The following is a 24,805-nucleotide window of genomic DNA, read 5'->3' on the forward strand; positions in this document are numbered from 1 at the left end:
CTGTGCTTTGGGCGCGTCTGTGGCGCCGCTTGCTTCAGCGCCCCGTCAGGGGCGCGGGGAACCGCGCGGGCAACCACGACGCAGCCGCGGTCGACGAACCACCGCGCACCCGGGCCCGAACGCCTACACGCACCCGCAGGAACCCCGCACCACCAGCCGGGAAGGAAACGTCTTCAGACGCTCCCTCCGCGACCCCGCCACCCGCAGCCCGTCGTCGAGCACCAGGTCCACCGCGGCACGCGCCATCGCCGGGCGGTCCGAGGCGATCGTCGTCAGCGGGGGATCCGCCAGCGCCGCCTCCTTGATGTCGTCGAAACCGGCCACCGCCAGCTCCCCGGGCACGTCGATACGCAGCTCGCGGGCCGCCCGCAGCACACCGAGGGCCTGGTCGTCGGTGGAGCAGAAGATCGCCGGAGGACGGTCGGGGCCGGCGAGGACCTCGAGGGCGACCCGGTACGCGTCGTACCGGTTGTACGGCGCCTCGAACAGCCGGCCCTCCGTCGGCAGGCCCGCCTCGTCCATCGCCCGCTTCCAGCCCTCGACGTGGTCCGAGACCGGGTCGCCGACGGCCGGGGTGTCGGCGGTGCCGCCCATACAGGCCACGTAGTCGTAGCCGTGCTCCAGCAGATGGCGGACGGCGAGCTGCGCGCCGCCGAGGTCGTCGGTCACCACCGCCACGTCGTCGATCGCCTCGGGCCGCTCGTGCAGCAGCACCACCCGGGCGTCCCAGGCCTCGATCTCGGCGGCGGCCAGATCGTTCAGCGCGTGGGAGACCAGGATGAGGCCCGAGACCCGCATCCCGAGGAACGCGCGCAGGTAGTGCACCTCGCGCTCGCCGACGTAGTCGGTGTTGCCGACCAGCACCATCTTTCCGCGCTCGGACGCGGCCTGCTCGACCGCGTGCGCCATCTCGCCGAAGAACGGCTGGCGGGCGTCGGGAATGATGAGGCCTATGAGGTCGGTGCGCCGGGACGCCATCGCCTGGGCGACCCGGTCCGGGCGGTACCCCAGTTCCTTGATCGCGGCGAGGACACGCTCGCGCGTGGCCGGGGCGACCGGCCGGGGTCCGTTGTTGATGACATAACTGACAACGGCGGTGGAAGTCCCCGCCAGCCGCGCCACATCATCCCGAGTCACCTTGGCCACGCGCGGAGTCTACGCGGATGGACCCGCTCTGGGCAGGGCGAATCGGAGCTTCGCTTGCGTAAGCAATGCCCTGTCCGGGCGGCGGCCATGCCCCGCCCGGACGACGACTACGCCTCCGTCGGCACCTCGACCGCGTCCAGGGCCGCCGATGCGTCCGCATCCTCCGGCTTTGGCCGGTCGGCGTGCGCCTTGGCCGCGTCACCGGCCCGCTCGCCCTTCTCCGGCGTAACGAATCGATAACCGACGTTCCGGACGGTTCCGATCAAGGACTCGTGCTCCACGCCGAGCTTGGCGCGCAGCCGACGTACGTGCACGTCGACGGTCCGGGTGCCGCCGAAGTAGTCGTAGCCCCAGACCTCCTGGAGCAGCTGTGCACGAGTGAACACCCGGCCGGGGTGCTGGGCGAGGTACTTCAGCAGCTCGAACTCCTTGAACGTGAGGTCGAGGACCCGTCCCTTCAGCTTCGCGCTGTACGTCGCCTCGTCGACCGACAGGTCGCCGTTGCGGATCTCCATGGGGGAGTCGTCGGCGACGATCTGCTGCCGGCCCATGGCCAGCCGCAGCCGGGCCTCGACCTCAGCGGGACCCGCGGTGTCGAGGAGGACGTCGTCGATGCCCCAGTCGGCGGTGACGGCGGCGAGCCCGCCCTCCGTCACGACGAGGATGAGGGGACAGCCGGGGCCGGTGGAACGGAGCAGCTGGCAGAGGCTGCGGACCTGCGGGAGGTCGCGGCGTCCGTCGATCAGGATGACGTCGGCACCCGGGGTGTCGACGAGGGCGGGCCCTTCCGCCGGGGCGACCCGCACGTTGTGCAGGAGCAGGCCGAGAGCCGGCAGCACCTCCGTCGACGGCTGGAGGGCGTTGGTCAGGAGCAGCAGAGAACTCATAAGTCTGGTTCCTCCTCGGTCCCTGCGAGGACTGTGTGCAACGACACTGCGCTGCGCTCCCGATGTTCCGTACACCGCGGGTCACCTGGAGTTTCCCGCTTCGTATACAGCCCTTCCGAAAGCACAAAAGGACCCGGTGGCGGCGCTGCCCGAGTCCTCTGCCCAGCAGAATAGCCCACATGAGCATCGGTCCGGCAGGTCATGTGGCACGTTCCGCCGTTCGTCCGACATATGAGACGAGCAGAAACGCCTCTATGCGGACGTTTCTGCGCACGGTCGACGGAGTTTCCATCGATTCCGTATACGATCCCGCCTCCGTCGTATACGACGGCTCCCAGCCACTCTCCCGTGACCTGGTGTTCGTCATCGCCCACGGTTTCACGGGAGACGCGGACCGGCCACACGTACGACGGGTGGTGGCCGCCCTGACCGGTTACGCCCCGGTGGTCAGCTTCTCCTTCCGCGGCCACGGCCGGTCCACCGGCCGCACCACCGTCGGCGACCGCGAGGTCCTCGACCTGGCGGCGGCGGTGGCCTGGGCCCGCGACCTCGGCCACGCGCGCGTGGTCACCGTCGGCTTCTCGATGGGCGGCTCGGTGGTCCTGCGGCACGCCGCGCTGCACGCCGGTGTGGACGCGGTCGTCTCCGTGTCGTCCCCCGCCCGCTGGTACTACCGCGGCACCGCACCCATGCGCCGCGTCCACTGGCTGGTCACCAGGCCCGAGGGCCGGCTGGTCGGCCGCTACGGCTTCCGCACCCGGATCCACCACCGGGACTGGAACCCGGTACCGCTCTCCCCGGTGGAGGCGGTGCCGAAGATCGCGCCGACCCCGCTGCTGATCGTGCACGGCGACAGCGACGGCTACTTCCCGGTCGACCACCCCCGGATGCTGGCCGACGCCGCAGGTGGGGCCGCCGAGCTCTGGCTGGAGCCCGGCATGGGCCACGCCGAACACGCGGCGAGCGACCGGCTGCTGGCCAGGATCGGCGACTGGGCGGCCGCGCGGGCGGGCTAGCCTGGCCCAGTACACAGCCGACTGATGAACTTCCGAGCCTCCTGAGGAACCGCATGCCCAAGGTCACGGTGCGCTACTGGGCCGCCGCGAAGGCCGCGGCCGGCATCGCCGAGGAGCCGTACGACGCGGACACCCTCGCCGAGGCGCTGGCCGCGGTGCGCACGCGACACCCCGGTGAACTGGCGCGCGTCCTGCGGCGATGCTCCTTCCTCATCGACGGTGACCCCGTGGGCACGCGCGGACATGAGACGGTACGGCTGGCCGAGGGCGGCACGGTCGAGGTGCTCCCGCCGTTCGCAGGAGGGTGAGCGAGAGCGATGACCAACCAGCCGTACGAGCCGTACGAGGGCTACGACCCCTACCAGCAGCCCCCCGGGCAGCCGCAGTGGGGGTACGACGAGCAGCAGTACGCCACCCAGCAGTGGCAGGGCCAGACCTGGGAGACGCAGACGCACACCCCGGTACAGGCCGCGGCCGCCCCTGAGGCGGCCTACCTCCCGCCGCAGTCGTACGAACGCCCGTACACCGCCGAGCAGCCGCAGCCGCAGCCGCAGCCGCAGCAGCCGCCGCAGGCGTTCGCCACCCCTGCTCCCACACCTGCTCCCACCCCCGCCGAACCCGACGCCGGCTACGGCCCCGCCACCCTCGCGGGCAACGCGCGCGTCACGGACGCCCAGCGGGCCCGCCTGGAGGGCCGTTCGCCGATCATCGAGCCCGGCATGCAGCCGGCGCTGCTCACGGCACTGCTGGGCCTGCTGCTCGCGGTGGCGGCGCCGATCTCCTCGTACGCCCTCGTCGTCCCCCTGGTGGTCCTCCAGGCCGTGACGGCGGCCGGCTGGTTCCGCCTGAACGGCATGTGGCCGGCCCGGCAGGGCATCGCGCTCGCCTTCCTGGGCGGCGTCACGGCGGACGTGGCTGTCCTGGTGGCGGGCCGCGACCAGGCCCCGGCGGCGATCCTCGGCCCGCTGGGCATCTGGGTCCTGCTCACTCTCGTCCTCCAGCTCCGCTCGCACGCGGACCCCGACACCCGGATGTACGGCCTGATGGCCACCGTCGCCTCCTCCGCACTGGCGATCATCGCGACGGGCTACCTGGGCGCGGACCCCGACGCGGTGTCGGTCGGCGCGGCCGCGGTCGCGGTGGCCGTCCTGGCCCGGGCGCTGCCCCTGCCGGCCCCGGCCTCGGTGGTCGTGTCCCTGCTGGCCGCGGCCGGCGCGGGCATCGCGGTGGGCGGCATGACGGGCCTGGGCGCGAAGGGCGCCCTGATCGGAGCGGCGGCCGCGGCCTGCGCCCTCATCGGCCACCGCGCGGCGAGCTACGACTACCCGTCGAGGTTCGTCCACTTCACAGCGGGCGTCGCCCTCCCCCTGACGGCCGCGGCCCCGGTGGTGTGGATCCTCCACTGACCTTCGCCCCCCACCACCCGACTCGGCCAGCCGAGAGAAGCGAGCTGAGCTCCGTCACAAGGCGAGGCCTCTCGAACACCGGTGCTCTCCACCGACCCAAGGGGCGCGGGGAACTGCGCGCTCAGCCCCCCCGAACCTGCACCCGAACGCGGACCTGGGCCCCGTAAGGGGCGCGGGGAACTGCGCGCTCAGCCCCCCCGAACCTGCACTCGGACGCGGACCTGGGCCCCGTAAGGGGCGCGGGGAACTGCGCGCTCAGCCCCCCGAGCCCGCACCCGGAAACGGGCCGGTTCACCCCCTGATCCGGGGGTCTGGGGGCGGCAGCCCCCCGCACCACCAGCACCGCAGTGTCACAGGTGCTCGACAATTCCCCGTCGGCCCACCCCCGCGGGGTTAGCGTGGCGGCACCGACGCCAGCACCGACCCCGGGGGAAACCGACCACATGCGTGCATTGCGAATCCTTCTGATCACCCTCGTAGTCCTCGGCGTCCTCTTCGTGATCGTCGACCGCGTCGCCGTGCACTTCGCCCAGGGCGAGGCCGCAGGCAAGCTGAAGACGACGGAGAACCTCGCCAGTACCCCCGACGTCTCCATCAAGGGCTTCCCGTTCCTCACCCAGGTCGCGAGCGGCACCCTCGACGACGTGCACGTCGGCATCAAGGACTACGACGCCACCACCGGCACCACCGGCAAGACCATCCGCGTCGAGGACCTGAACGCCGACATGAAGGACGTCACCTTCACCGGCGACTACAGCTCCGCCACCGCGCAGACCGCCACCGGCACCGCGCTCATCTCCTACGCCGAGCTGCTGAAGAACGCCCGGACCGCACCCACCGACCTCGGCCTCGGCTTCACCGGCCAGGTCGTCGGCCTCTCCGACGGCGGCAACGGCAAGATCAAGGTCGCCGTCGAGGTCACCGTCCCCGGCGTCAGCGCCCACCAGAAGGTCGACGTCCTGAGCTCGGTCACTGTCAAGGACAACACCGTGCAGGTGCACGCCGACAACCTCCCCAAGCTCGGCGGTTTCAGCCTCGCCGAGGACCGCCTGCGGCAGGCCTCCGACTTCCAGCAGGCGATCAACCAGCTCCCCGGCGGCATCAAGCTGGACAAGGTGGAGGCCGAGAAGGACGGTGTGGAGATCGCGGTGAAGGGTTCGAACGTCAGGCTGGCCGGGTAGGGGGAGGCGGCACGGCGGGACCGGCGCCGGTCCAGCACACGAGACGGCTGCGTCCGTACAGTAGATGCGGTGACCGACACAGGCGCCCGCCCGCCCCGGAACCACGCCTCGGAACCCTCCACCGTCTCGCGATTCGGACGATCGCGTCTCACCATACGACATGCCGGTGACATGCCCGGTTATCCGTCCCTACGATCGAGCCCATGAAGCGTCAGGCGGATCTCACGAAGCGGCGGGCAGTCGACCTGTGCCGCGTCGCCGCCATGCTCTGTCGCCCCTTCTGACGGCGGAGGCCGCGCCGTGCCTCCGCATCCCCCTGCCCTCCCTGTCGAGGGCATCCGTGCGCTCTGACGCGCACCCACCGCACTCGCACGCCCCGCCGCACCTGCCCCGGAGGAGAAAGAGCATGAGCCGCAGCGACGTCCTGGTCGACGCCGACTGGGTCCAGGACAACCTGGACAACCCCGAGATCGCGATCGTCGAGGTGGACGAGGACACGTCCGCCTACGACAAGAACCACATCCGAGGCGCGATCCGCATCGACTGGACCAAGGACCTGCAGGACCCGGTCCGCCGCGACTTCATCGACCAGGAGGGCTTCGAGAAGCTCCTGTCGGCGAAGGGCATCGCCAACGACACGCTGGTGATCCTCTACGGCGGCAACAACAACTGGTTCGCGTCCTACGCCTACTGGTACTTCAAGCTCTACGGCCACGAGAACGTCAAGCTCCTCGACGGCGGCCGCAAGAAGTGGGAGCTGGACGCCCGCGAGCTGGTCGAGGAGGTCCCGGAGCGCACCGAGACCACCTACAAGGCCAAGCCGCAGAACACCGCCATCCGCGCCTTCCGCGACGACGTCGTGGCGGCCATCGGCTCGCAGAACCTCGTCGACGTCCGTTCCCCCGACGAGTTCTCCGGCAAGCTGCTCGCCCCGGCCCACCTGCCGCAGGAGCAGTCCCAGCGCCCCGGCCACGTGCCCTCGGCCCGCAACATCCCGTGGTCGAAGAACGCCAACGACGACGGCACCTTCAAGTCGGACGACGAGCTCAAGGAGCTCTACGCCGAGGAGCAGGTCGACCTCGCCAAGGACACCATCGCGTACTGCCGTATCGGCGAGCGCTCGGCCCTGACCTGGTTCGTCCTGCACGAGCTGCTCGGTGTCGAGAACGTCAAGAACTACGACGGCTCCTGGACCGAGTACGGCAGCCTCGTCGGCGTCCCGATCGAGCTCGGCGCCAACAAGTAAGACCCCGGCCAGACCTCAGACCGACCGTTCAAGACCTCTGGAGTATCAGCATGTGTGGAGCGAAGGCCGGCGGCCCGGACCCCTCGACGATCAAGCCCGGTGAGACCACGATCCAGGGTCAGGTGACGAAGGACGGCGAGCCCGTGGTCGGCTACGTCCGCCTCCTGGACTCGACCGGCGAGTTCACCGCGGAGGTCCCGACCTCCGCCACCGGACAGTTCCGCTTCTACGCGGCGGAGGGCACCTGGACCGTCCGCGCCCTCGTCCCCGGCGCCACCGCCGACCGCACGGTCGTCGCCCAGCAGGGCGGCCTGGCCGAGGTCGCCATCGCGGTCTGAGCACACCCGAAGGGCCGCGCCTCCCGGACCCACACTCCGGAAGGCGCGGCCCTTCACCGCTGTCGGCCCCGCGCTCATCGCCCGCGGCCGACCTACCCTGAGGCGGAGCGGCGCCCGTCGCCCGGCCCGCGCTCATCGCCCGCGGCAGACCTACTCTGGATGCTGCTGGCTCGTCGCCGTCGCGTGGCCCCTCGTGACGCGTCGCTCGTACTGCTGCGCAGGCTTCGTGACGCTGCGCCGGACTCCGTCCGTCGGCCCTGAGGCGGAGCGGCGCCCGTCGCCCGGCCCGCGCTCATCGCCCGCGGCAGACCTACTCTGGATGCTGCTGGCTCGTCGCCGTCGCGTGGCCCCTCGTGACGCGTCGCTCGTACTGCTGCGCAGGCTTCGTGACGCTGCGCCGGACTCCGTCCGTCGGCCCTGAGGCGGAGCGGCGCCCGTCGCCCGGCCCGCGCTCATCGCCCGCGGCAGACCTACTCTGGATGCTGCTGGCTCGTCGCCGGCGCGTGGCCCCTCGTGACGCGTCGCTCGTACTGCTGCGCAGGCTTCGTGACGCTGCGCCGGACTCCGTCCGTCGGCCCTGAGGCGGAGCGGCGCCCGTCGCCCGGCCCGCGCTCATCGCCCGCGGCCGACCTACTCTGGATGCATGCTGGCTCGTCGCCGTCGCGTGTACTTCGCCATGATGGGGACCTGTATCGGGCTCTTCGTCCTGGCCTGGGGAGTCGTGCGCATCTGGTCCGTCCCCGCCGCCGTGGGGATGTGCGTGGTGGCCATGGTCATCCCTCCGGTCGCCGCGATGGTCGCGAACCGTCGCGGCCCCGACGACCGCTGGTGGGACGACCCCTCCGGTGATCCGCAGTCGGACGAGTGGTGGGACGAACTGGACGGCAAGAAGCCACCGAGGTCCTAGCACCCCGAAGGGGCGCGGGGAACTGCGCGACCGGCCACGACGGCGCCGCAGCCGATGGACGGCGGCACATCCGGCGCGAGCGCCTAGTACACGAGCGCCTGCGCCCCGTCCGCCATCGCCTCCTGCACGAAGACCTGCGCGCCCGCGATCCGTACGCCCTCGATGACGTCCTTCTCCGTGATGTCCCGGCGGGCCGCGCACTGGGTACACAGCGTGAGCGTGCCGCCGGCCAGGATCGAGTCGACCAGGTCGGGGAGCGGCGCCGCGTGCGGGAGTTCGAACTCGGCGGCCCGGCCCGGCAGGGCGAACCACGCGGACTCGCCGGTCAGCCACATCGACACCTCGACGCCGCTCGCCACGGCCACCGCCGCCACCGTGAACGCCTGCGAGCACCGCTCGGGGGCGTCCGCCCCCGCCGTCACCTTGATCACCAGCTTCTTCGCCATGCCGGAAGCGTAACCACCGACCAGGACCCGCCGCGTCCGGTCAGTATCCGACGGCCTCCCGGAGGAGCAGCACCGTGCCGCGCCCGGGGCGGGGCTCCGCGTTGAGGACGAGCAGCCGGTTGACGGCGCTGGGTGACCCGTACACCTCCCGGGCGCGGGCGTCCTCCAGCGGGAGGGCGTGTTCCTCGACGCGGCGCAGCGCCGTGTTCAGGTCGGGCACCACCTTCTGCGCGCCGACGACCCAGACCGCGTGGGCGGCCCCGCCGGCGTTGGCGGGAAGCTGACTGCCGCTGCCCGAGGCGAGGACGAGCGAGCCGGTCTCGGTGACCGCGGCGACGCTGTTGAGGACGTACTCGGGGCTGGCGAGCAGTCTGCGGATCTCGTCGGCGCCGGTGGCCCGGTCGATGGCCAGGACGCGCGGCCTGACGGCGTCGTACCGGCCGCCGGTGTTGATGTCCTCGTCGATGCCGGACAGCCGGAGCGTCTCGCTGGCTCCGGTGAACACGGTGGCGCCCTCGGGGAGCAGCTCCCTGACGCGGGCGCGCGCGGCCGCGGTGCCGTCCAGGATCTCCGCGGCGAAGCCGTTGGCCCGCAGCGCGGCGGCCGTCCGCTCCAGCCGTTCGGCCGGTGCCGGGTCGGCGAAGGAGGCGGCAGGCGCCGCCCGGGGCGCCGTGCCCGCCAGCGGGGAGGTGTCGAGGTACCTGACCTCGTACACCCGTTCGGTGAACCGCCAGCCCTCCGCGGTGCGCCGGTAGCGGTCGTGGTAGACGGCGTAGTTGAGCCCCTGGCGGCCGTCGAGGGCGCGGGCGATCTCCTGGATGTAGGCGCGGCCGGTCGCGGTGTCGCCGTCGAGCCGGATCGTGCCGGGGTGCGTGTTCTGCACGAAGAAGTCCCACTGGCTCTGCAGCCGCTCGCCCCCGGCGATGATCTCCTCGCGGCCGATCTGCTCGGCGGGGATGTTGGGCATGCGCAGAGCGCCGTCCGGCGTGAACAGCGAGGCCAGGCGGGGCCGGTCGCGCATCATCGCCGCGTCGGTGAATTCGCCGCGCAGTGCCTCGATCTCGACGCGGTCCGCGATGGCCTGGAAGTCGTTCATCGAAGTCCCCTAGTCGTCATCGTCCTGTCGTCGTCGTCCTCACCGGTTACGACAACGCAGCCCCGCCGGATGTGAGGCGGCCCGCCGGCCTGACATTCCGGTGCGCTGTTCTGTCGTACCGGGTAGGGGGCACAGTCACACGGGCGAGCGAGGGAGACGGCAGGCCATGACCACCGGAGCCGAGCAGGGCGAACGGCACCAGCGGGGCGAGCAGAGCGCCCCGGGCCTCGGCGCGGTCATGAGCGAGCGCCGTCAGCTGATCAACCTCGCCTACCGGCTCCTCGGGTCCCTCGCCGACGCCGAGGACGTCGTACAGGAGGCCTACGCCCGCTGGTACGCCATGTCCGCGTCCGGGCGGCAGGCCATCGCATCGCCCGGCGCCTGGCTGACCACGGTCGCCAGCCGCATCTGCCTCAACCTGCTCGGCTCGGCGCGCGCCAGGCGGGAGACATACGTGGGCGACTGGATCCCGGAACCGCTGCCAGAGCCCACCGAGTGGAGCACCGCGCGCTCCGGCGGGGCCGACCCGGCCGACCGGATCACCCTCGACGAGTCGGTGACGATGGCCTTCCTGGTCGTCCTCGACGCGATGACCCCGGCCGAGCGCGTCGCCTTCGTCCTGCACGACGTCTTCCGCTACCCGTTCGGCGAGGTCGCCGAGATCGTCGGCCGCACCCCGGCGGCCTGCCGCCAGCTGGCCTCCTCCGCCCGCCGCCGCGTCCGCACCGCACAGGTCCCCGCGGGCCCGAACGCCGGGCAGGCCGGCATCGTCAGGCGGTTCCGGACGGCCTGGGAGGCCAAGGACATCGACGCCCTGATCGGCCTGCTCGACCCCGAGGCCACCGCGACCGCCGACGGCGGCGGGCTGGCCGTCACCCACCTGGACCCGATCGTGGGCGGGGAGCGGATCGCCCACGCCTACGCCGAGATCGCTCGCGTGGCGGGCCACCGCACGACGTTCCTGGAGTGCACGGTCAACGGCCTGCCCGGACTGGTCGCCGAGCAGGACGGCGCCGTCGCGACCGTCTTCGCGTTCGAGATCGCGGGCGACCGGATCAGGCACATCTGGGCGGTACGGAATCCCGAGAAGCTCCGTCCCTGGCGGTTCGGCCCGAACCAGCTCTGATCAGACGGTGAACGCGGTGCAGGCGCCGATGCGCCGCCCCCGAGGGGTGGGGATCCGACGGGTTCTCGGCCACAGTGGACGTACCCGGTCGAGGGGAAGCCGGGGCGCGGGGAGGGGCGACCGATGACGCAACCTGATCTGTTCGCGCTGGATGCCGTAGTGGTGGGGCAACCGAAGCGTTCGAAGTGGCGCACGTACAGGGGCCCCGCCCTGGCCGTGTCCACCGTGGAGGGGACCCCGCTCGCCGAGGTCACGGACCTCGACCACACGCACTTCCTCCTGACGAGAACGTCCGGCGAGGTCGTCTTCCGAATCGAGAAGCGTTCCTGGGTCGAGTCGTTCCAGCAGTTCGGTCCGGTGCGGTTCCACTTCGCCGACGGAGCGGACCGGGAGATCGGCACCGCCGGTGCCCGTGGACTCGTCAAGTCGCGGCAGCTGAGCCTCCGGACGGAACAAGGACGCCGACTCCTCCTCACGCGGCTGAGTGCGGCGTCGGTGGAATGGCGCCTCACGGAGGCCGACCCGGAAAGCGGCGACCCCGCGCCGGAGATCCTCGGCCGGGTCGAGGTGAGCACCGTCGACCCATGGCTCGGGTTGCAGCAGTACGTCGTCGCAATGACGCCCCGCCTGGACGCCTCCGAACGGCGGACCTTCGTCGCCTCGGTCGTCTGTCTGCACCTGATCCGCCGCCCTCCTGGCGAGGGCTCCGGGGTGGCGTGAGTGCGCCGCAGCCGGCGGACGACGGCAGGCGCCCGCCGAACGGCTCACGCCGGGGTGAGCACCGCGTAGTCCGCGAAGACGCGCCGATAGCGCATGTGCCGGGTCTCCTGCGTATGCCTGCGCTGCCACTCCTCCACCTCCGCCGGATGCCCGCACAGCCCCGATCCGGCCCCGCAGTCCTCCTCGTCCCCCGACACGCACCGCGTCTCGTACTCGGGTGCGGCGCCCGCGTCCTGCGCGATCACGTACGGCACGTACCGGAAGGCACGGCGGGTCATGGGTGCTCCGCCCGCTGGTGCTGGCGCAGCAGCACGTTCGCGTCGGTGGCCGCGCTGTGGTCGTGCGCGGCGCGGGCGGTCTGCCGCCGGCCGTCGAGGTGCGTGCACTCGGCGCAGCCGGGCACGGGCCACGGTGGCCGGCTGAGGTCCTCGGGATCCGGCGGCACGGCCCACGTACGGTCGTTCGCCGCCCGTACGCCCGCGCTGAGCCGCTCTCTGTCGGTGGCGGGCCGCAGCGTCGACGGATGGGCCTGCCACTCTCTCCCTCCCCCCACGGGACGCAGCATCGCGTACGGCCCCGACTGGTCCCGGTACTCGCCGACCTGTTCGGTGGCGGTGTCGTAGAGCAGGGTTCCGGGCTCCATGGCATTCGCTCCTTTTGTCCAACATCTATACGAAATGCGAGAGTTGGACTACTCTGCGTGTCGAGGCTGCTACGAGGATGGCCGGGAGGTGGGGTCGGCACGCCGAGAAGGACCGGTTCTTCCCCGTCTGGCGGCGCTAATTCCACAAATTCCACGGGGAGTCAGGGAGGGGCGCGGTGCCGCAGAGGCGGGTGGTGACGGGACGCAGCCAGGAGCCGAGGCAACGATTCGCGGAGGAACTGCGGCTGCTGCGGGCGGACCGGGGGGTGAGCTTGAAGGGGCTGGCCGAGGAACTGGGCTGGGACGCGTCCAACTTCGGGAAGACGGAGAGCGGGCGACCCTGGGGAGCCCGGAGGTCGTGGAGGCGCTCGATCAGTTCTATGGGACGCCTGGGCTGTTGCTGGCCTTGTGGGAGTTGGCGGTTGGGGATCCGTCGCAGTTCAAGGAGCAGTACCGGCGGTACATGGTGTTGGAGGCGAGGCGGTGAGTCCGTGGCACTACTCGTCGAGTTCACCGCCGGGTTTGCTTCAGACGGCTGGATACGCCCGTGAGGCGCTGGCCGTGGGTTGGATCGAGGGCGCAGAACTGGAGCAGCAGGTAGAAGCGCGGGTAGGGCGTGGCCAACTGCTGGAAGGCGACGATCCGCCGATGTTCCGGGTCATCCTGTCTGAGGCGGTGCTGCACACGTCGCTACGCGACTCGAGAGCGTGGCGCGAGCAATTGCAGCACCTGGCAGAAGTCACCGAGCGCCCGGACATCACGCTTCAGGTGCTGACGTTCAGTGCTGGACCGCGTGGCCTGATGAATACCTCCGTGAAGTTCCCGCGTTTGCCGGATGGCCGTACGGTCGCCTACACCGAGAACGACTTGCGCGGTGAACTGGTGGAGGAAAACGCCTCAGTTGAGCTGCTACTGCGTAGGTGCGACGCGATGCGCGACCTGGCGCTTTCACCGGCCGAGTCACGCGAGTTCATCCTGCGGACGTTGGAGGGAGTGCCGTGCGAGCCGTCGACCTGAGTGGCGTCACGTGGCGCAAGAGCCGCTACAGCAACACGAGTGGCGGCGACTGCGTCGAGGTCTCCGACGATCTCCCGGCCACCGCCTCCTGGCGCAAGAGCAGCTACAGCAACCAGGACGGGGGCCAGTGCGTCGAGGTCTCCGACGGCCTCCTACGTACCGCCGCCGACTCGCACAGGAGCAGCTACCGCAACCAGGACGGTGGCAACTTCCTCGAAGCCGCCGCCGGTCTCCCCTCCCTCGTCCCCGTCCGCGACAGCAAGGCCCCTTCGCTCGGAGCCCTCCTCTTCGCAGCCTCCGCCTGGGCGGCCTTCGTCGACGGGGTCAAGCGCTGACGCCGGACTACGGCCCAGGACGTCTACGACACCCTGGGTTGTCCGGCAACCCCGCGACGGGCCGCCTCCGGCACGTGGCCGCACTGGGCGTGATGGGACGCGAACCGTCCTTCCACGCCGCCCAACTGCCGCTGCCGACCGAGCCGTTCCGGCTGGAGCCGACCGGCCTCACCGCGGTCGGCGAGGACGCGCGCACGTGGCTGGAGATCGCCCGCGTCTTCCTCTGATCACCGGTAGGCGGCGACCGCCACCCGCACGAACGACCGCAGCAGCGGGTTCGCGTCCCCCTCGGCCCACGCCACCACCACTCGGCTCGGCGGCATGTCGGCGACCGGTACGACCGTGAGCCCGGCCCCCGGGTCATGGCCGGCCAGTGTCATGCCCACCGTGCCGTTCCAGAGCACCGCCTGGCGGCACTCCTGGACGGCTCGCACGACCGGCCCCTCCCGCGCCTCGCCGCCGTTCCAGTACGACTGCCAGAGCCGGTCGGTGCCGTCCGGGAACCGGAACCAGCGCCGCGCGGCGAGGTCGGCCAGCTCCAGGCTCTCCCGGCCGGCCAGCGGATCGTCGGCACGGAGCAGCGCCCCGACCGGATCGGCGCGCAACTCCCGAACGACCAGACCTGTTTCGTCGAACGGCGCGCGGGTGAGGGCGACGTCGACGGCACCGGCGTGCAACCCGCACGTGGGGTCCGTCAGGTCGGTCTCGCGGATGCGGATCTCGACGCCCGGGTGGCGCTCGCGGTACGCGCGGGCCAGGCGCCGTACGCCCGGATCCGTGCTGTCGCCCAGGAGGCCGACGGTGAGCACCCCGGCGCCCGCCGCCGCGGCGACCCGTACGCGCAGCCGGTCGGCCCGGTCGAGGAGCGCGCGGGCCTCGTCCAGCAGGACCGCTCCCACCGGGGTCAGGGCGACCCCCGCCGGTGACCGCTGCAACAGCAGCGCGCCGATCTCGGTCTCCAGCGCCTTGATCGCGCGGCTCAGCGGGGGCTGGCTCATGTGGAGCCGGGCGGCGGCCCGGCCGAAGTGGAGTTCCTCGGCGACCGCCACGAAGTAGCGCAGCGTGCGCAGCTCAATCCGCTCCATCGGCTCCATGCAGCAACGATACCGATCGGGTATCGGGGTGGCCGAACAGGTCTTGGACAGCCGGACCGCCGCGGCCGTCGAATCGGAGCATGACGACTCACGACAACACTCCCGCGGTATCCGTCGTCGGTCCCGGCGACGGCGAGGTGCTGATGCTCGGTACCACCCGGATGCGCGTCCTGGAGGACGGCCGTACCACCGGTCACCGCCTCGGCCTCGCCGAGTCCGTCCTCGCGCCGCACACCCCCGGCCCGCCGCAGCACCGGCACGCGCAGCACGACGAGGGGTTCTACGTCATCTCCGGCTCGGTGCGCTTCACCGTCGGGGACGAGGAGTACGACGCCAGGGCCGGAACCCTCGTCATGGTGCCGCCCGGCGCCCCGCACAGCTTCGCCAACGTCACCGGCGAACCGGCCGTCATGCTCAGCACGTTCACGCCCGACCTGTATGTGCAGTACTTCCGGGACCTGCGGGACCTGTTCGCCACCGGTGAGGCGCCGGACCCGCGGGCGAGCGCCGAGATCATGAGCCGTTACGCCACCGAGCCGGCCGGCGCCTCATGAGCGTCGCGTACTGGGCCGTGGCCGGTCTGCTCGCCCTCTTCTACCTCTACGGGGGCGGGCTGAAGGTCGTGCAGAGCAGGGAGCGGCTGCTGCCGATGATGGCGTGGGTGGACAGCACGCCGATGCCGGCCGTGCGGGCGATCGGGAGCGTCGAGATCCTCGGCGCGGCCGGCCTCGTCCTCCCGCGCCTGACCGGCGTCGCGCCCTGGCTGGGCCTGGCCGCCGCCGTCGGGTTCGTCGTGCTCCAAGTCGGCGCGATCCGGGTGCACATGCGGATGGGGGACCGCCAAGTGGGCCTCAACCTGGCGCTCTTGGCGGCGGCGGGGGCGACTGCCTGGCTCGCGGCGGTGTCCTGATCGTAATTAATCCTTGTACAACTCATTGAGCGGACCACGAGTCTCCTGTGGCACGCGGATCAGGGAATCCGTGTTCCCGTTGCGAACAGGGGGACGAAATGGACCTACCCGTACCAGAGAAACCACCGGAAACCGTTCCAGAGGCCTCTCCAGAGGCCCCTCCGGAAGCCCCTCCGGAAGCCCCTCCGAAAGTCCTGCCGGAAGCCTCGCCCGGACGTGGGCGCCGGGCGGGCCGTACCGTCGCGCTGATCGCCGGTGCCGCCGTGCTCGGGATCGTGGCCGGCACCTGCGTCGGCTACCTCGTTCAGGCCGACCGGGCGCCCACCGCCCTGCCGTCCCTCTCCCAGGCGTCGGTCGCGCAGGCGAAGGGCGCCGGTCCGGAGCCGCTGTCGGCCGCCGAGGACCGGAAGGTGAAGGTCGACGGCGACCTGCGCAAGCTGCTGCTGAAGAAGCCGAGCGGGGCGCGCAAGGGGCTGTACACGGTGGGGACCGACGGCTGGATGAGCCTGACCGAGTACGCGGAGACGTTCGACAAGCCGGCCGGCGCCTTCCGTCAACTGATCGCGGACGACGACTTCCGGCGGGCCGCCGCCACCACCTGGCGTGAGGGCAGCACCTACAGCGTCGAGATCCGCCTGGTCCAGTACCGCCAGGAGGAGACCAGCTCTGCGGCCGAGGACGCGGCGGGCGACGCGTACTACTGGGCCGACAGGGGGGCCCGGGACACCGAGAGCTGGCCGATCCCCGGCACCGGCGACGGCATGGCGTACGTCCACCACAAGCCCGAGAGCGAGTACGGCGTGAGTGTGTACTCGGCCGAGGCGCACGCGTGGCGCGGGGACATCGCCATGGAGATCTGGATCAGCGACACGAAGTCGATCTCCAGGACGAAGGTGCTGGATGTGGCGAAGCGGCAGATGGAGCGGTTGTGAGCGAGGAATCCGTCCACCCCGAACCGGCGGCGACGCCGGAGCCGACGGTCTCCGAGCCGACGGCGACCGCTGCCGAGGCCGTACCCGAGGCCGTTCCCGAGGCGCCCCTCCCTGCGGACGCCTCGGCCTCCGACCTCACCGCCCCGGCACCGCGCCCCCGGCGCCGTATCGGCCTCTTCATCACCGCCGGCGTCCTCGCCGCGGCCGTCGTCGCGGGTGTCGCCGGCACGGTCGTGACCGTGCGTGCCGCGGACCGGGACCCCGGTGCTCCCCACTGGAGCCTGCCCGAGCAGTCCAAGGGGGCGGCGGCGACGGCGCAGACCGGCCTCCAGGGCATGCTGCTGCCGTACGACGACGAGCGGTACGGGCGCGGACCGGACCTGCCCGGGTTCGGCTCGGACGTGCGGCTGACCGGCGCCCAGGCCACGGCGCTGCGCAAGGAGTCGATCAAGGACCTGCCGCGTTCGCAGCGCCAGCAGCTGGACCGGCAGATAGACAGGAACCCGGTCAAGGGCATGGTGATGCGCAGCTACGTGTACACCGCCGGGAATGAGGACGACGACTACACAATGGACGTCCAGCTGGCCCAGATGGAGAACCGGGCCACGGTCCGTACCATCGCCAACGCCGAGCGCGAGCTCTTCGACTCGCTGGCCATCTTCCGGAAGGGCCCGCAGATCGCGGGGTACAAGAACTCGACCTCGTGCTTCCTGCCGCCGGCCGAGTCGGGCGAGAAACTCGACTCGATGCTCTGCTACGGCTACGTGGGGGACGTCCTGGTCACCGCCACGGCCACCGCGGCCAAGCCGCTGGACACGAAGAGCGCGGCGGACATGCTGCACGCCCAGCTCGAACGGATCAAGGACCCGGGGGCGGCCGTATGACCACCGAGACGAACACGAACGCGGACCCGAACCCGGAGCCGGTCACGGAGCCGGTCGCGGAGCCGAGCACGGACCCGGTCACGGAGCCGAGCACGGTCCTGGTCACGGATTCGGACCCCGACCCGAACGCGAAGGCGGACTCGAACCCGGACCCGGACCCAGTCCCCGTTGCGGTCGCGGAGGTCGCGCAGCCCGTGGAACCCGTACCGCCCGTGGAACCCGTACCGCCCGTGGAACCCGTACCGCCCGTGGAGCCCGCGCCGCCCGTGAAGAAGGACCGGCGGTTGCTGCGGGCCACGCTCCGCTGGGTCGCCGCCGTCGCCGTCTTCGGCGTCGTCGGGACCGGTACGGCGTACGGCATCACGCGGCTCGACCGCACCGACGTACCCGGTCTGGCCACGCACTCCGACGGCCGCTGGACGTACCCCGTCCTGGTGAAGCCCCCGCTGCCCTCCGGCAGCCCCGGCCCGAACGACGACGCCCGCAACCTGGCCGGCACCCACTACGCCGACCTGCGGAAACTGCTCCTCCCGGCGCCGAAGGGAGCCACCGCCGACGTCTCGCTCAAGGGCACGGACGGCTGGCTGCCGACGAAGGGCTTCCTCGCCGAGTTCGCCTCCGCGGACGACCGGAAGGAGCTGGGCCAGACGCTCCTCGACAGCGGCCTGCGGCACATCACCGCCCGCGGCTGGACCACCCCCGACGGCACGCACACCCGGATCTACCTGCTCCAGTTCGACACCGCCGCGGTCGCGGAGGTGATCCTCAACGGCAAGCTCATGAGCCAGGCGGCGCCGACCTACGCGCTGCGCGACGGGGACCAGTTCGAACTCGACGGGAAGTTCCCTGACGTGGCCAGGATCGAGCACGTCCTGCTGGCGCCCTACACGGAGCTCAAGCCGTACGGCGCCCGGCAGGCCCGGCAGGCCTACCTCGCCTCCGGCGACACCGTCGGCGTGATCATCCAGTCCCGCAAGGGCGGCATGCCCGCCGTCCCCTTCGAGCAGACGGTGACCCTGCAGAGCGAGCTGCTCGGCTGACCCCGCGGGGAGCACCTCGCCAAGAGCGCCGGGCCCGGGCCGCGTAAGCTTGGGCCCGGCTCTTGTACGTACGCCCGACCTCGCTCAAGGAGCACCCGTGGAAGCCTTCTTCGAAACCCTGCTGGTCCTGGTCTGCGTCGGCGTCCTCGCCTTCGCCTGGCTGACCGTGAAGAAGCTGTACCAGGGCCAGCGCTGACCGAGTCCGAGCCCGAGTCTAGGAACCACCACCCATGATCGAGATTCCGTCCGACCTGCACAAGGACCTCGTCCCGCTCGCCTTCCTGCTCGGCAACTGGGCCGGTGCGGGTGTTCACGACTTCCCGGGCTCGGAGAAGTGCAACTTCGGCCAGGAGGTCACCTTCAGCCACGACGGACGGGACTTCCTGGAGTACCACTCCCACACCTGGGTGCTGGACCACGACGGGAACAAGGTCCGCCCGCTGGAGTCGGAGTCCGGCTTCTGGCGCATCGACGCCGACCGCAAGGTCGAGGTCACGATGGTCCGCGACGACGGCGTGATCGAGATCTGGTACGGCGAGATGGCCAACCAGAAGCCCCAGATCGACCTGGTCACCGACGCCGTCGCCCGGACCGCCGCCTCCGCCCCGTACACCGGCGGCAAGCGTCTCTACGGCTACGTCAAGAGCGACCTGATGTGGGTCGGCGAGAAGCAGACCCCCGAGGTCGAGCTGCGCCCCTACATGTCGGCGCACCTGAAGAAGGTCGTCACCCCGGAGGACGTCGAGCGCTGGGCCAAGGCCCTCCCCGACGACATGCCGGACGACGGCATCGCGTTCTTCAAGTAGTTCTGGAATTCGGAAGTAGTTCTAGACTTTCGGTGTGGTGAGCACCGACTGGAAGAGCGACCTAAGGCAGCGCGGCTACCGGCTGACGCCGCAGCGGCAACTCGTGCTCGAAGCCGTGGACACCCTTGAGCACGCGACCCCCGACGACATCCTCGGTGAAGTGAGGAAGACCGCGTCGGGGGTCAACATCTCGACGGTCTACCGGACCCTGGAGCTCCTGGAGGAGCTCGGGCTGGTCAGCCATGCCCATCTCGGGCACGGTGCGCCGACGTACCACCTCGCCGACCGGCACCACCACATCCACCTGGTCTGCCGTGACTGCGACAACGTGATCGAGGCGGACGTGGCGGTGGCCGCGGAGTTCACCGCCAAGCTGCGGCGTGACTTCGGCTTCGAGACGGACATGAAACACTTCGCGATCTTCGGGCGTTGCAAGGACTGCACGCTGAAGAGAGCCAAGGCGCCATCCGCCGCGTCCACGTCCCTCCAGAGTTCAATTACCGAGTCGTAGGCTTACGCATATGAAGAGCCCCCTGCTGTCCCTGCCCGGCGCCGTCCCCGGTGAGGGCGTGGACGAAGGCGTCGCCGCGCACTACGGCGACCTGTTCCGCGAGCAGCGCGCCCTCGCCGACGGCGCCGGTTTCGTCGACCTCTCCCACCGGGGGGTCGTCACCGTCACCGGCGAGGACCGTCTCGCCTGGCTGCACCTGCTCCTCACCCAGCACGTCAGCGAGCTGCCCGTCGGCGAGGCCACCGAGGCGCTGATCCTCTCCGCGCACGGCCACATCGAGCACGCGCTGTACCTGGTCGACGACGGTACGACCGTCTGGGCCCACGTGGAGCCCGGCACCCAGGAGGCGCTGATCGCCTACCTGGAGTCGATGAAGTTCTTCTACCGGGTGGAGGTCGCCGACCGCACCGCCGACTTCGCGGTCGTCCACCTGCCCGCCGGCTCGATCGCCGAGGCCCCGGAGGGCGCCGTCGTGCGCGAGACGGCGTACGGGCGTGATCTCTTCCTGCCCCGGGCCGACCTGGAGGCGTACGCGGGGAAGGCGGGCCCGGCTGCCGGGCTGCTCGCCTACGAGGCGCTGCGCGTCGAGCACCACCGGCCCCGGGTCGGCTTCGAGACCGACCACCGGACCATCCCGCACGAGCTGGGCTGGATCGGCACGGCGGTCCACCTCCAGAAGGGCTGCTACCGCGGCCAGGAGACCGTGGCCCGGGTACAGAACCTCGGCAAGCCGCCGCGCCGCCTGGTCTTCCTCCACCTGGACGGCAGCGACGTCCACCTGCCGCCGCACGGTACCGAGATCCGGGTGGCCGACGAGGGCGAGGACGGCCGGCGGGTCGGCGTCGTGACGACGTCGGTGCGCCACTTCGAACTGGGCCCCGTCGCCCTGGCGTTGGTCAAGCGCAACGTCCCGGCGGACGCCCGCCTGGTGGCGGGGGAGACGGCCGCGGCACAGGAAGTGATCGTCGAGCCGTAGCCCGCGGCGCCCAGCAATCCCCTCCCTTCGGGCTCTTCGAGCTTTTCGAGGCCTTGGCGGGAGGGGGAGTCACATCTCCAGCAGGACGGTGAACGGGCCGTCGTTCGTCAGCGACACCCGCATCTGTGCCCCGAACCGCCCGGTCGCCACGGTCGCCCCCAGCGACCGCAGCTGCGCGACCACCTCGTCCACCAGCGGCTCCGCCACCGCGCCGGGCGCCGCCGCGTTCCAGGTCGGCCGGCGCCCCTTGCGGGCGTCGCCGTACAGCGTGAACTGGCTGATCACGAGCAGCGGCGCGTCGGCGTCGCTGCACGACCGCTCGTCCGCCAGCATGCGGATCGACCAGAGCTTCCTGGCGAGTTGGGCCGCCTTCTCCTTGGTGTCCTCATGGGTCACCCCGACGAGCACGCACAGGCCCTCGCCCTCGATCGCGCCCACCGTCTCGCCGTCCACGACGACGCTCGCGCCGTCCACCCGCTGTACCACCGCTCGCATGCGCACCATCATGCCCGGTGCCCACATGCCCCTCACAGGGGCCCATTATTGATCCTTAACGTCCCAACTAGGGCCGTTCGGGGGCACTCGGTCACATTGCGGCCACTTGGGGTGACACCATGCTTCCACACGTCGGTCGAGGGGACGGTTGAGACGTATGAGCACACCGAGCACCGGGCGACTGAAGACGCAGGGCACGCAGAGCGTGCAGAGCCTGCCCCGGCCGCCCGCACAACGCGGCGAGGACATCCCGCTGCCCGCGGAGCCGCCGGAGCACGACCTGGCCCGCCTGAGCCTGCCCGAACTGCGCGTCCTGCGCCGGGACGCGCAACGCGACGAGGCCGACCTCAGTTACGTACGACGGCTGCTGCAGGGCCGTATCGACATCCTGCGCGCGGAACTGGCCCGCCGCTCCCCGGCGGGCGCCGCCGCCGTCGTGGACCGGCTCCCGGAGATCCTCACGGACGCCCCGGCCCGCCACCGTTCCTCGGCCCGCCACGTCACGCTGGGCACCCCGCACAACGAGGAGTACGGCAGGCTGGCGGCCGACATGCTGGCCGAGGTCGAACTCTCCGACCTGGAGGCCCGCACGGACATGGAACTGAACACGGCGATGGGCCGTTTGGTCCGCTACGAGCAGGAGGTGTCCCGGCGAAGGCAGCGCCTGCAGCGGACGGCCGACGATTCGAGCGGCGAGATCACCCGCAGGTACCGGGAGGGCGAAGCCCAGGTCGACGATCTGCTGACGTAGGGGCCTCGTCCTGGAGCGCGGCCGGCCGCGCGCTCGGCCCCCGTGCGCCCGCGGCCAAAAAATTGTCGGCAACACCCCCGAAACACACCTACCGTGCTGTCATGACTGACGCCGTCGAAGTCCGCCCCGTCACCGAACCCGAGCTCGCCGACTGGCACCGCGCCGTGTCCACCGGCTTCCTCCAGAGGCCCACCCTCTCGGCCGAGCAACTGGACGCCCGCCGCCGGCAGTTCGTGCCGGGCAGACTCCTGGGCGCCTTCGACGGCCCCCGTTGCGTCGCGACGTTCCGCTCCTTCGACCAGGAGCTGACCGCGGTCGGCGGCGGGATCCTGCCCGCCGACGCCGTCTCCAGCGTCACGGTCACCGCGACCCACCGCCGCCGCGGCCTGCTCACCCGCATGATGAGCCAGGACCTGGCCGCGGCGAAGGAGCGCGGAGACGTGGTGGCGACCCTGATCGCCGCCGAGTACCGGATCTACGGCCGCTACGGCTTCGGCCCGGCGACCACGCTCACGGAGTGGACGGTCGAGGTCCCGCGGGCCGGCCTGGACCCGCGCTGGGCGCGCCCCGAGGACGGCGGCCGGATCGACCTCGTCGACGGCGAGGACATCCGCAAGCTCGGCCCCGACCTGCACGAACGCGTCCGCCGCAGCACCCCGGGCGCGGTCAGCCGCAGCGAGTTGTGGTGGCAGTTGCGCACCGGCGCCGTCCGTTTCGAGGACGACTGGAAGGAGCCCTACTTCGCGGTGTACCGCTCGGCGGCCGGCGAGGTGGAGGGCATGGCGGCGTACGCGTCGGACGACAACTGGCAGGGCAAGCAGCCGTACAACACCGCCGACGTGCACTGGCTGCTCGGCGCGACCCCGGCGGCGGAGCGGGCGCTGTGGCACTACCTGTGCTCGATCGACTGGATCACCCGGGTGAAGAGCGGCTGGCGGTCGCCGGACGACCTGCTGCCGCACTACCTGCCCGACCCGCGGGCCGCGCGGGTCACCAACCAGGCGGACTGGCTGTGGGTGCGGATCCTGGACGTCGTACGGGCCCTGGAGGCGCGGACGTACGACAGGGCGGGGACGCTGGTCCTGGAGGTGGTGGATCGGCAGGGACTGGCCGGCGGCCGGTTCCGGCTGGACGCCTCCCCCGATGGGGCGTCCTGCACCCCGACCACCGACAGCCCCGACCTCGCCCTCGACATCGCCGAGCTGGCGAGCGTCTGGCTCGGTGACCAGTCCGTGGCGCGGTTGCACGCCCTCGGACGGGTCCAGGAAGAGCGAGTGGGCGCCGCCCGGGAGGCCGACGCCCTGCTGCGCGCGTCCGGGCGTCCTTGGTGCCCGGACATCTTCTGAGGCGCTCCTTCCTCCCGGGGACGGTGCCTGAATCACCTGTGTTCACTTGGACTGTGCTGTTGTGACTGTGCTGTGCAGTGCTGCTCATCCGTAGCGAGCTGTGAAGTTGTGGCTGTGCGGGTCTGCCTGTGTTCGGTTGTCGGTGTTCAGTTGTGACTGTGCTGCTCGTGCTGGCCGCGCGCCCCGACGGCCGGCCCAGGTGGACCGGGCTCCCGGCTCCCCTCCGGAAGGGAACCCGGATGGCCAACCGCCGAGGAAGTATGACCATGTTGCAGGAGTTGGTGACCAACTCAAAAGTACTTATCTCCACTTGGATGCGACTCATAACCACCTTCCCGTGAACTGCCGAAAGATGGCGGGAAGTTGTACTGTTTGTCCGTGGAGCCGGAACACGCCTCCGTCAATGGGCGGAAGAGGCCACAGCGGCCTCAGTCGTCACACCACGAGGTGGCCGACGAACTGCGCACCCGGATCAGGTCCGGGGTGCTGCGGCCGGGCCAGCGCATGCCCACGCAGGCCAAACTGGCCGACGAGTTCGGTGTCGAGCGCGGGGCGGTGCGGCAGGCGCTGCGCATCCTGCAGTCGGAGCACCTGCTCACCAACGTGTCGAAGGGCGCTCCGGCGACGGTGGCCCCGGGTCCGGGCCCGGTACGGTTCGCCCCGGGCCCGGAGGCGCCGCCGCAGCCGACCATGGTGGCCCTCACCCCGCGCATAGAGGCGGCCTTCGCGGCCTCGCACGTGAGGATCGACGCGCTCTGCCTGACCTCGGTCTCGCTCAACCTGGCGCTCGGCGGGCCGCTGCGGCTCATCCACGCGGGGCGGCTGGAACCGGCCAAGATCGACGTCCGGGTCCTGCTGCCGAGCCGGGACATCGATCTCGCGTTCCCGACGGCGGTGGCGGCCGACGCCTCGGCCGAGGACGCGGTGCACGACCGCTGGCTGGCCCAGCGCAACGCACAGGGCCAGGTGCTGCGGCACAACCTGCTGGCGCTGCGCGCCACGCACGGCATCGACGTGCACGTCACCTTCCGGGCGCTGCCCTTCACCCCGCCGGTCAAGCTGTACCTGCTCAACGGGGCGGAGGCGCTGTTCGCGTACTACACGCTGGGGCGCCACGAGCGGGAGATCGACCACGCGCACCTGCAGACGTACGACGCCGAGGGCACGCGGTCGATGCTCTTCGCCTTCGAACAGGGCGCGGGGCTGCGGGACACCGCGTTCGTGGACCAGTCCACACGGTGGTTCGACGCCCTGTGGGAGACGATCAGTTCGGAGCTGCACCTGACTGCCTAGGACCGCCCCTGGTTCCTACAGGGCCGGGCCGGCGAGCATCAGGGCGAGCAGGACGGCGCCGGCGGAGCTGAACGCCGGGCTCTTGGCCTTGATGCCCACGGTGAGCAACAGCAGGCCGATAATGCCGGTGGCACCGTACTTCGACTGGACCATCTGCTCGAAGCCGATGACGAAGACGGCGGAGAGGAGAGCGAGGGCGGCAGGCATGGTGGGTCCCCCATCAGTCGGGAAGCAAGGCTTCCGCCAACTCAACCAAG

General features: G+C 71.2%; 32 protein-coding genes and 1 pseudogene. 24 read left to right on the forward strand and 9 right to left on the reverse strand.

Going from position 1 to position 24,805, the window contains the following annotated elements; all coding sequences use genetic code 11:
- Positions 1-123 precede the first annotated feature (123 nt).
- On the reverse strand, positions 124-1,146 hold the full coding sequence (locus BLW82_RS22945; protein ID WP_093501283.1) for a LacI family DNA-binding transcriptional regulator: 1,023 nt from the start codon (positions 1,144-1,146) through the stop codon (positions 124-126).
- Positions 1,147-1,253: 107 nt separating this feature from the next.
- On the reverse strand, positions 1,254-2,033 hold the full coding sequence (locus BLW82_RS22950; protein WP_093501285.1) for a response regulator transcription factor: 780 nt from the start codon (positions 2,031-2,033) through the stop codon (positions 1,254-1,256).
- A 179-nt stretch (positions 2,034-2,212) separates the two neighbouring features.
- Here BLW82_RS22950 and BLW82_RS22955 point away from each other — a divergent pair, with 179 nt between their 5' ends.
- From BLW82_RS22955 to BLW82_RS22985, 8 genes are all read left to right on the forward strand, one after another.
- Positions 2,213-3,049, forward strand: coding sequence for an alpha/beta hydrolase (locus BLW82_RS22955; protein WP_093501287.1), 837 nt, complete (start codon positions 2,213-2,215; stop codon positions 3,047-3,049).
- Between the two features lie 53 nt (positions 3,050-3,102).
- Complete coding sequence (locus BLW82_RS22960; RefSeq protein WP_093501288.1) at positions 3,103-3,357, forward strand: MoaD/ThiS family protein; 255 nt, start codon at positions 3,103-3,105, stop codon at positions 3,355-3,357.
- 9 nt (positions 3,358-3,366) lie between these two features.
- Positions 3,367-4,455, forward strand: a complete 1,089-nt coding sequence (locus tag BLW82_RS22965; RefSeq protein ID WP_093501290.1) for a hypothetical protein — start codon at positions 3,367-3,369, stop codon at positions 4,453-4,455.
- A 443-nt stretch (positions 4,456-4,898) separates the two neighbouring features.
- Positions 4,899-5,636, forward strand: a complete 738-nt coding sequence (locus BLW82_RS22970; RefSeq protein WP_093501292.1) for an LmeA family phospholipid-binding protein — start codon at positions 4,899-4,901, stop codon at positions 5,634-5,636.
- A 203-nt stretch (positions 5,637-5,839) separates the two neighbouring features.
- Positions 5,840-5,920: an Ms5788A family Cys-rich leader peptide gene (locus BLW82_RS46330; protein WP_350751515.1), complete on the forward strand. Its 81-nt coding sequence runs from the start codon at positions 5,840-5,842 to the stop codon at positions 5,918-5,920.
- A gap of 122 nt (positions 5,921-6,042) precedes the next feature.
- A complete protein-coding gene (locus BLW82_RS22975) occupies positions 6,043-6,882 on the forward strand; it encodes a sulfurtransferase (protein WP_093501295.1) in 840 nt (279 codons plus the stop codon).
- A gap of 50 nt (positions 6,883-6,932) precedes the next feature.
- Entirely contained in the window at positions 6,933-7,220 is a 288-nt protein-coding gene (locus BLW82_RS22980) for a DUF1416 domain-containing protein (RefSeq protein ID WP_093501297.1), read from the forward strand.
- Positions 7,221-7,863: 643 nt separating this feature from the next.
- On the forward strand, positions 7,864-8,127 hold the full coding sequence (locus BLW82_RS22985) for a DUF3099 domain-containing protein (RefSeq protein ID WP_093501299.1): 264 nt from the start codon (positions 7,864-7,866) through the stop codon (positions 8,125-8,127).
- 83 nt (positions 8,128-8,210) lie between these two features.
- On the opposite strand, the gene BLW82_RS22990 is transcribed toward BLW82_RS22985, so the two are convergent.
- Positions 8,211-8,573 (reverse strand): DsrE family protein, encoded by a 363-nt coding sequence (locus BLW82_RS22990; protein ID WP_093501301.1) that lies wholly within the window; start codon positions 8,571-8,573, stop codon positions 8,211-8,213.
- Between the two features lie 40 nt (positions 8,574-8,613).
- Positions 8,614-9,669 carry an LUD domain-containing protein gene (locus BLW82_RS22995; RefSeq protein WP_093501303.1) on the reverse strand — a complete coding sequence of 352 codons (1,056 nt, stop codon included), beginning with the start codon at positions 9,667-9,669 and terminating at the stop codon, positions 8,614-8,616.
- A gap of 166 nt (positions 9,670-9,835) precedes the next feature.
- Here BLW82_RS22995 and sigJ point away from each other — a divergent pair, with 166 nt between their 5' ends.
- Both sigJ and BLW82_RS23005 read left to right on the forward strand, forming a co-directional pair.
- Positions 9,836-10,795: an RNA polymerase sigma factor SigJ gene (sigJ, locus tag BLW82_RS23000; protein WP_093501305.1), complete on the forward strand. Its 960-nt coding sequence runs from the start codon at positions 9,836-9,838 to the stop codon at positions 10,793-10,795.
- Between the two features lie 123 nt (positions 10,796-10,918).
- A complete protein-coding gene (locus BLW82_RS23005) occupies positions 10,919-11,515 on the forward strand; it encodes a hypothetical protein (RefSeq protein ID WP_093501306.1) in 597 nt (198 codons plus the stop codon).
- Positions 11,516-11,559: 44 nt separating this feature from the next.
- On the opposite strand, the gene BLW82_RS23010 is transcribed toward BLW82_RS23005, so the two are convergent.
- Both BLW82_RS23010 and BLW82_RS23015 read right to left on the reverse strand, forming a co-directional pair.
- The gene (locus BLW82_RS23010; RefSeq protein ID WP_093501308.1) at positions 11,560-11,793 is read right to left on the reverse strand and encodes a DUF7848 domain-containing protein; all 234 of its coding nucleotides are present in this window, start codon (positions 11,791-11,793) and stop codon (positions 11,560-11,562) included.
- Positions 11,790-12,158: a hypothetical protein gene (locus tag BLW82_RS23015; RefSeq protein WP_093501309.1), complete on the reverse strand. Its 369-nt coding sequence runs from the start codon at positions 12,156-12,158 to the stop codon at positions 11,790-11,792. The genes BLW82_RS23010 and BLW82_RS23015 overlap by 4 nt, the downstream gene beginning before the upstream one ends.
- A 176-nt stretch (positions 12,159-12,334) precedes the next feature.
- Between BLW82_RS23015 and BLW82_RS23020 the strand changes: the two are divergent.
- From BLW82_RS23020 to BLW82_RS45600, 3 genes and pseudogenes are all read left to right on the forward strand, one after another.
- A pseudogene (locus tag BLW82_RS23020) lies at positions 12,335-13,175 on the forward strand (helix-turn-helix domain-containing protein).
- Positions 13,157-13,510: a DUF397 domain-containing protein gene (locus BLW82_RS23025; RefSeq protein ID WP_093501311.1), complete on the forward strand. Its 354-nt coding sequence runs from the start codon at positions 13,157-13,159 to the stop codon at positions 13,508-13,510. The pseudogene BLW82_RS23020 and the gene BLW82_RS23025 overlap by 19 nt, the downstream one beginning before the upstream one ends.
- Before the next feature lie 92 nt (positions 13,511-13,602).
- A complete protein-coding gene (locus BLW82_RS45600) occupies positions 13,603-13,737 on the forward strand; it encodes a hypothetical protein (protein ID WP_256215919.1) in 135 nt (44 codons plus the stop codon).
- Here the strand turns inward: BLW82_RS45600 and BLW82_RS23035 are convergent, their stop codons facing one another.
- Complete coding sequence (locus BLW82_RS23035; protein WP_093508206.1) at positions 13,738-14,586, reverse strand: LysR family transcriptional regulator; 849 nt, start codon at positions 14,584-14,586, stop codon at positions 13,738-13,740.
- A gap of 98 nt (positions 14,587-14,684) precedes the next feature.
- On the opposite strand from BLW82_RS23035, the gene BLW82_RS23040 reads away from it, so the two are divergent.
- From BLW82_RS23040 to BLW82_RS23080, 8 genes are all read left to right on the forward strand, one after another.
- Positions 14,685-15,158, forward strand: coding sequence for a cupin domain-containing protein (locus BLW82_RS23040; protein WP_093501313.1), 474 nt, complete (start codon positions 14,685-14,687; stop codon positions 15,156-15,158).
- Complete coding sequence (locus tag BLW82_RS23045; RefSeq protein WP_093501314.1) at positions 15,155-15,514, forward strand: DoxX family protein; 360 nt, start codon at positions 15,155-15,157, stop codon at positions 15,512-15,514. The genes BLW82_RS23040 and BLW82_RS23045 overlap by 4 nt, the downstream gene beginning before the upstream one ends.
- A gap of 263 nt (positions 15,515-15,777) precedes the next feature.
- Positions 15,778-16,446, forward strand: coding sequence for a hypothetical protein (locus tag BLW82_RS23050; protein WP_371131379.1), 669 nt, complete (start codon positions 15,778-15,780; stop codon positions 16,444-16,446).
- On the forward strand, positions 16,443-17,330 hold the full coding sequence (locus BLW82_RS23055; protein WP_256215921.1) for a hypothetical protein: 888 nt from the start codon (positions 16,443-16,445) through the stop codon (positions 17,328-17,330). The genes BLW82_RS23050 and BLW82_RS23055 overlap by 4 nt, the downstream gene beginning before the upstream one ends.
- On the forward strand, positions 17,327-18,370 hold the full coding sequence (locus BLW82_RS23060) for a hypothetical protein (RefSeq protein ID WP_371131380.1): 1,044 nt from the start codon (positions 17,327-17,329) through the stop codon (positions 18,368-18,370). Before BLW82_RS23055 ends, BLW82_RS23060 begins: the two co-directional genes overlap by 4 nt.
- A gap of 230 nt (positions 18,371-18,600) precedes the next feature.
- Positions 18,601-19,176, forward strand: a complete 576-nt coding sequence (locus tag BLW82_RS23070; protein WP_093501317.1) for a heme-binding beta-barrel domain-containing protein — start codon at positions 18,601-18,603, stop codon at positions 19,174-19,176.
- 34 nt (positions 19,177-19,210) lie between these two features.
- On the forward strand, positions 19,211-19,687 hold the full coding sequence (locus BLW82_RS23075) for a Fur family transcriptional regulator (RefSeq protein ID WP_093501320.1): 477 nt from the start codon (positions 19,211-19,213) through the stop codon (positions 19,685-19,687).
- Between the two features lie 10 nt (positions 19,688-19,697).
- Positions 19,698-20,663 carry a CAF17-like 4Fe-4S cluster assembly/insertion protein YgfZ gene (locus BLW82_RS23080; protein ID WP_093501322.1) on the forward strand — a complete coding sequence of 322 codons (966 nt, stop codon included), beginning with the start codon at positions 19,698-19,700 and terminating at the stop codon, positions 20,661-20,663.
- 69 nt (positions 20,664-20,732) lie between these two features.
- On the opposite strand, the gene dtd is transcribed toward BLW82_RS23080, so the two are convergent.
- Positions 20,733-21,158: a D-aminoacyl-tRNA deacylase gene (dtd, locus tag BLW82_RS23085; protein WP_093508210.1), complete on the reverse strand. Its 426-nt coding sequence runs from the start codon at positions 21,156-21,158 to the stop codon at positions 20,733-20,735.
- Between the two features lie 157 nt (positions 21,159-21,315).
- Here dtd and BLW82_RS23090 point away from each other — a divergent pair, with 157 nt between their 5' ends.
- The 3 genes from BLW82_RS23090 to BLW82_RS23100 all read left to right on the forward strand — a co-directional run bounded on the left by BLW82_RS23090 (position 21,316) and on the right by BLW82_RS23100 (position 24,548).
- Positions 21,316-21,909 (forward strand): RsiG family protein, encoded by a 594-nt coding sequence (locus tag BLW82_RS23090; protein ID WP_093501324.1) that lies wholly within the window; start codon positions 21,316-21,318, stop codon positions 21,907-21,909.
- 101 nt (positions 21,910-22,010) lie between these two features.
- Entirely contained in the window at positions 22,011-23,255 is a 1,245-nt protein-coding gene (locus BLW82_RS23095) for a GNAT family N-acetyltransferase (RefSeq protein WP_093501326.1), read from the forward strand.
- Between the two features lie 372 nt (positions 23,256-23,627).
- Positions 23,628-24,548 carry a winged helix-turn-helix domain-containing protein gene (locus BLW82_RS23100; RefSeq protein ID WP_093501328.1) on the forward strand — a complete coding sequence of 307 codons (921 nt, stop codon included), beginning with the start codon at positions 23,628-23,630 and terminating at the stop codon, positions 24,546-24,548.
- Positions 24,549-24,563: 15 nt separating this feature from the next.
- On the opposite strand, the gene BLW82_RS23105 is transcribed toward BLW82_RS23100, so the two are convergent.
- Positions 24,564-24,755, reverse strand: a complete 192-nt coding sequence (locus BLW82_RS23105; protein ID WP_093501330.1) for a hypothetical protein — start codon at positions 24,753-24,755, stop codon at positions 24,564-24,566.
- Positions 24,756-24,805: the final 50 nt, after the last annotated feature.

The organism is Streptomyces sp. Ag109_O5-10, assembly GCF_900105755.1.
Taxonomy (GTDB): domain Bacteria; phylum Actinomycetota; class Actinomycetes; order Streptomycetales; family Streptomycetaceae; genus Streptomyces.

Coding starts and splice junctions, on each gene's coding strand:
- BLW82_RS23060 (WP_371131380.1), top strand. CDS start 17,327: ATGACCACCGAGACGAACACGAACGCGGACCCGAACCCGGAGCCGGTC.
- sigJ (WP_093501305.1), top strand. CDS start 9,836: ATGACCACCGGAGCCGAGCAGGGCGAACGGCACCAGCGGGGCGAGCAG.
- BLW82_RS23005 (WP_093501306.1), top strand. CDS start 10,919: ATGACGCAACCTGATCTGTTCGCGCTGGATGCCGTAGTGGTGGGGCAA.
- BLW82_RS23105 (WP_093501330.1), bottom strand. CDS start 24,755: ATGCCTGCCGCCCTCGCTCTCCTCTCCGCCGTCTTCGTCATCGGCTTC.
- BLW82_RS23090 (WP_093501324.1), top strand. CDS start 21,316: ATGAGCACACCGAGCACCGGGCGACTGAAGACGCAGGGCACGCAGAGC.
- BLW82_RS23040 (WP_093501313.1), top strand. CDS start 14,685: ATGACGACTCACGACAACACTCCCGCGGTATCCGTCGTCGGTCCCGGC.
- BLW82_RS22955 (WP_093501287.1), top strand. CDS start 2,213: ATGAGCATCGGTCCGGCAGGTCATGTGGCACGTTCCGCCGTTCGTCCG.
- BLW82_RS45600 (WP_256215919.1), top strand. CDS start 13,603: ATGGGACGCGAACCGTCCTTCCACGCCGCCCAACTGCCGCTGCCGACC.
- BLW82_RS22970 (WP_093501292.1), top strand. CDS start 4,899: ATGCGTGCATTGCGAATCCTTCTGATCACCCTCGTAGTCCTCGGCGTC.
- BLW82_RS22990 (WP_093501301.1), bottom strand. CDS start 8,573: ATGGCGAAGAAGCTGGTGATCAAGGTGACGGCGGGGGCGGACGCCCCC.
- BLW82_RS22965 (WP_093501290.1), top strand. CDS start 3,367: ATGACCAACCAGCCGTACGAGCCGTACGAGGGCTACGACCCCTACCAG.
- BLW82_RS22980 (WP_093501297.1), top strand. CDS start 6,933: ATGTGTGGAGCGAAGGCCGGCGGCCCGGACCCCTCGACGATCAAGCCC.
- BLW82_RS23010 (WP_093501308.1), bottom strand. CDS start 11,793: ATGACCCGCCGTGCCTTCCGGTACGTGCCGTACGTGATCGCGCAGGAC.
- BLW82_RS23080 (WP_093501322.1), top strand. CDS start 19,698: ATGAAGAGCCCCCTGCTGTCCCTGCCCGGCGCCGTCCCCGGTGAGGGC.
- BLW82_RS22975 (WP_093501295.1), top strand. CDS start 6,043: ATGAGCCGCAGCGACGTCCTGGTCGACGCCGACTGGGTCCAGGACAAC.
- BLW82_RS22985 (WP_093501299.1), top strand. CDS start 7,864: ATGCTGGCTCGTCGCCGTCGCGTGTACTTCGCCATGATGGGGACCTGT.
- BLW82_RS22950 (WP_093501285.1), bottom strand. CDS start 2,033: ATGAGTTCTCTGCTGCTCCTGACCAACGCCCTCCAGCCGTCGACGGAG.
- BLW82_RS23045 (WP_093501314.1), top strand. CDS start 15,155: ATGAGCGTCGCGTACTGGGCCGTGGCCGGTCTGCTCGCCCTCTTCTAC.
- dtd (WP_093508210.1), bottom strand. CDS start 21,158: ATGCGAGCGGTGGTACAGCGGGTGGACGGCGCGAGCGTCGTCGTGGAC.
- BLW82_RS22960 (WP_093501288.1), top strand. CDS start 3,103: ATGCCCAAGGTCACGGTGCGCTACTGGGCCGCCGCGAAGGCCGCGGCC.
- BLW82_RS46330 (WP_350751515.1), top strand. CDS start 5,840: ATGAAGCGTCAGGCGGATCTCACGAAGCGGCGGGCAGTCGACCTGTGC.
- BLW82_RS23095 (WP_093501326.1), top strand. CDS start 22,011: ATGACTGACGCCGTCGAAGTCCGCCCCGTCACCGAACCCGAGCTCGCC.
- BLW82_RS23070 (WP_093501317.1), top strand. CDS start 18,601: ATGATCGAGATTCCGTCCGACCTGCACAAGGACCTCGTCCCGCTCGCC.
- BLW82_RS22995 (WP_093501303.1), bottom strand. CDS start 9,669: ATGAACGACTTCCAGGCCATCGCGGACCGCGTCGAGATCGAGGCACTG.
- BLW82_RS23015 (WP_093501309.1), bottom strand. CDS start 12,158: ATGGAGCCCGGAACCCTGCTCTACGACACCGCCACCGAACAGGTCGGC.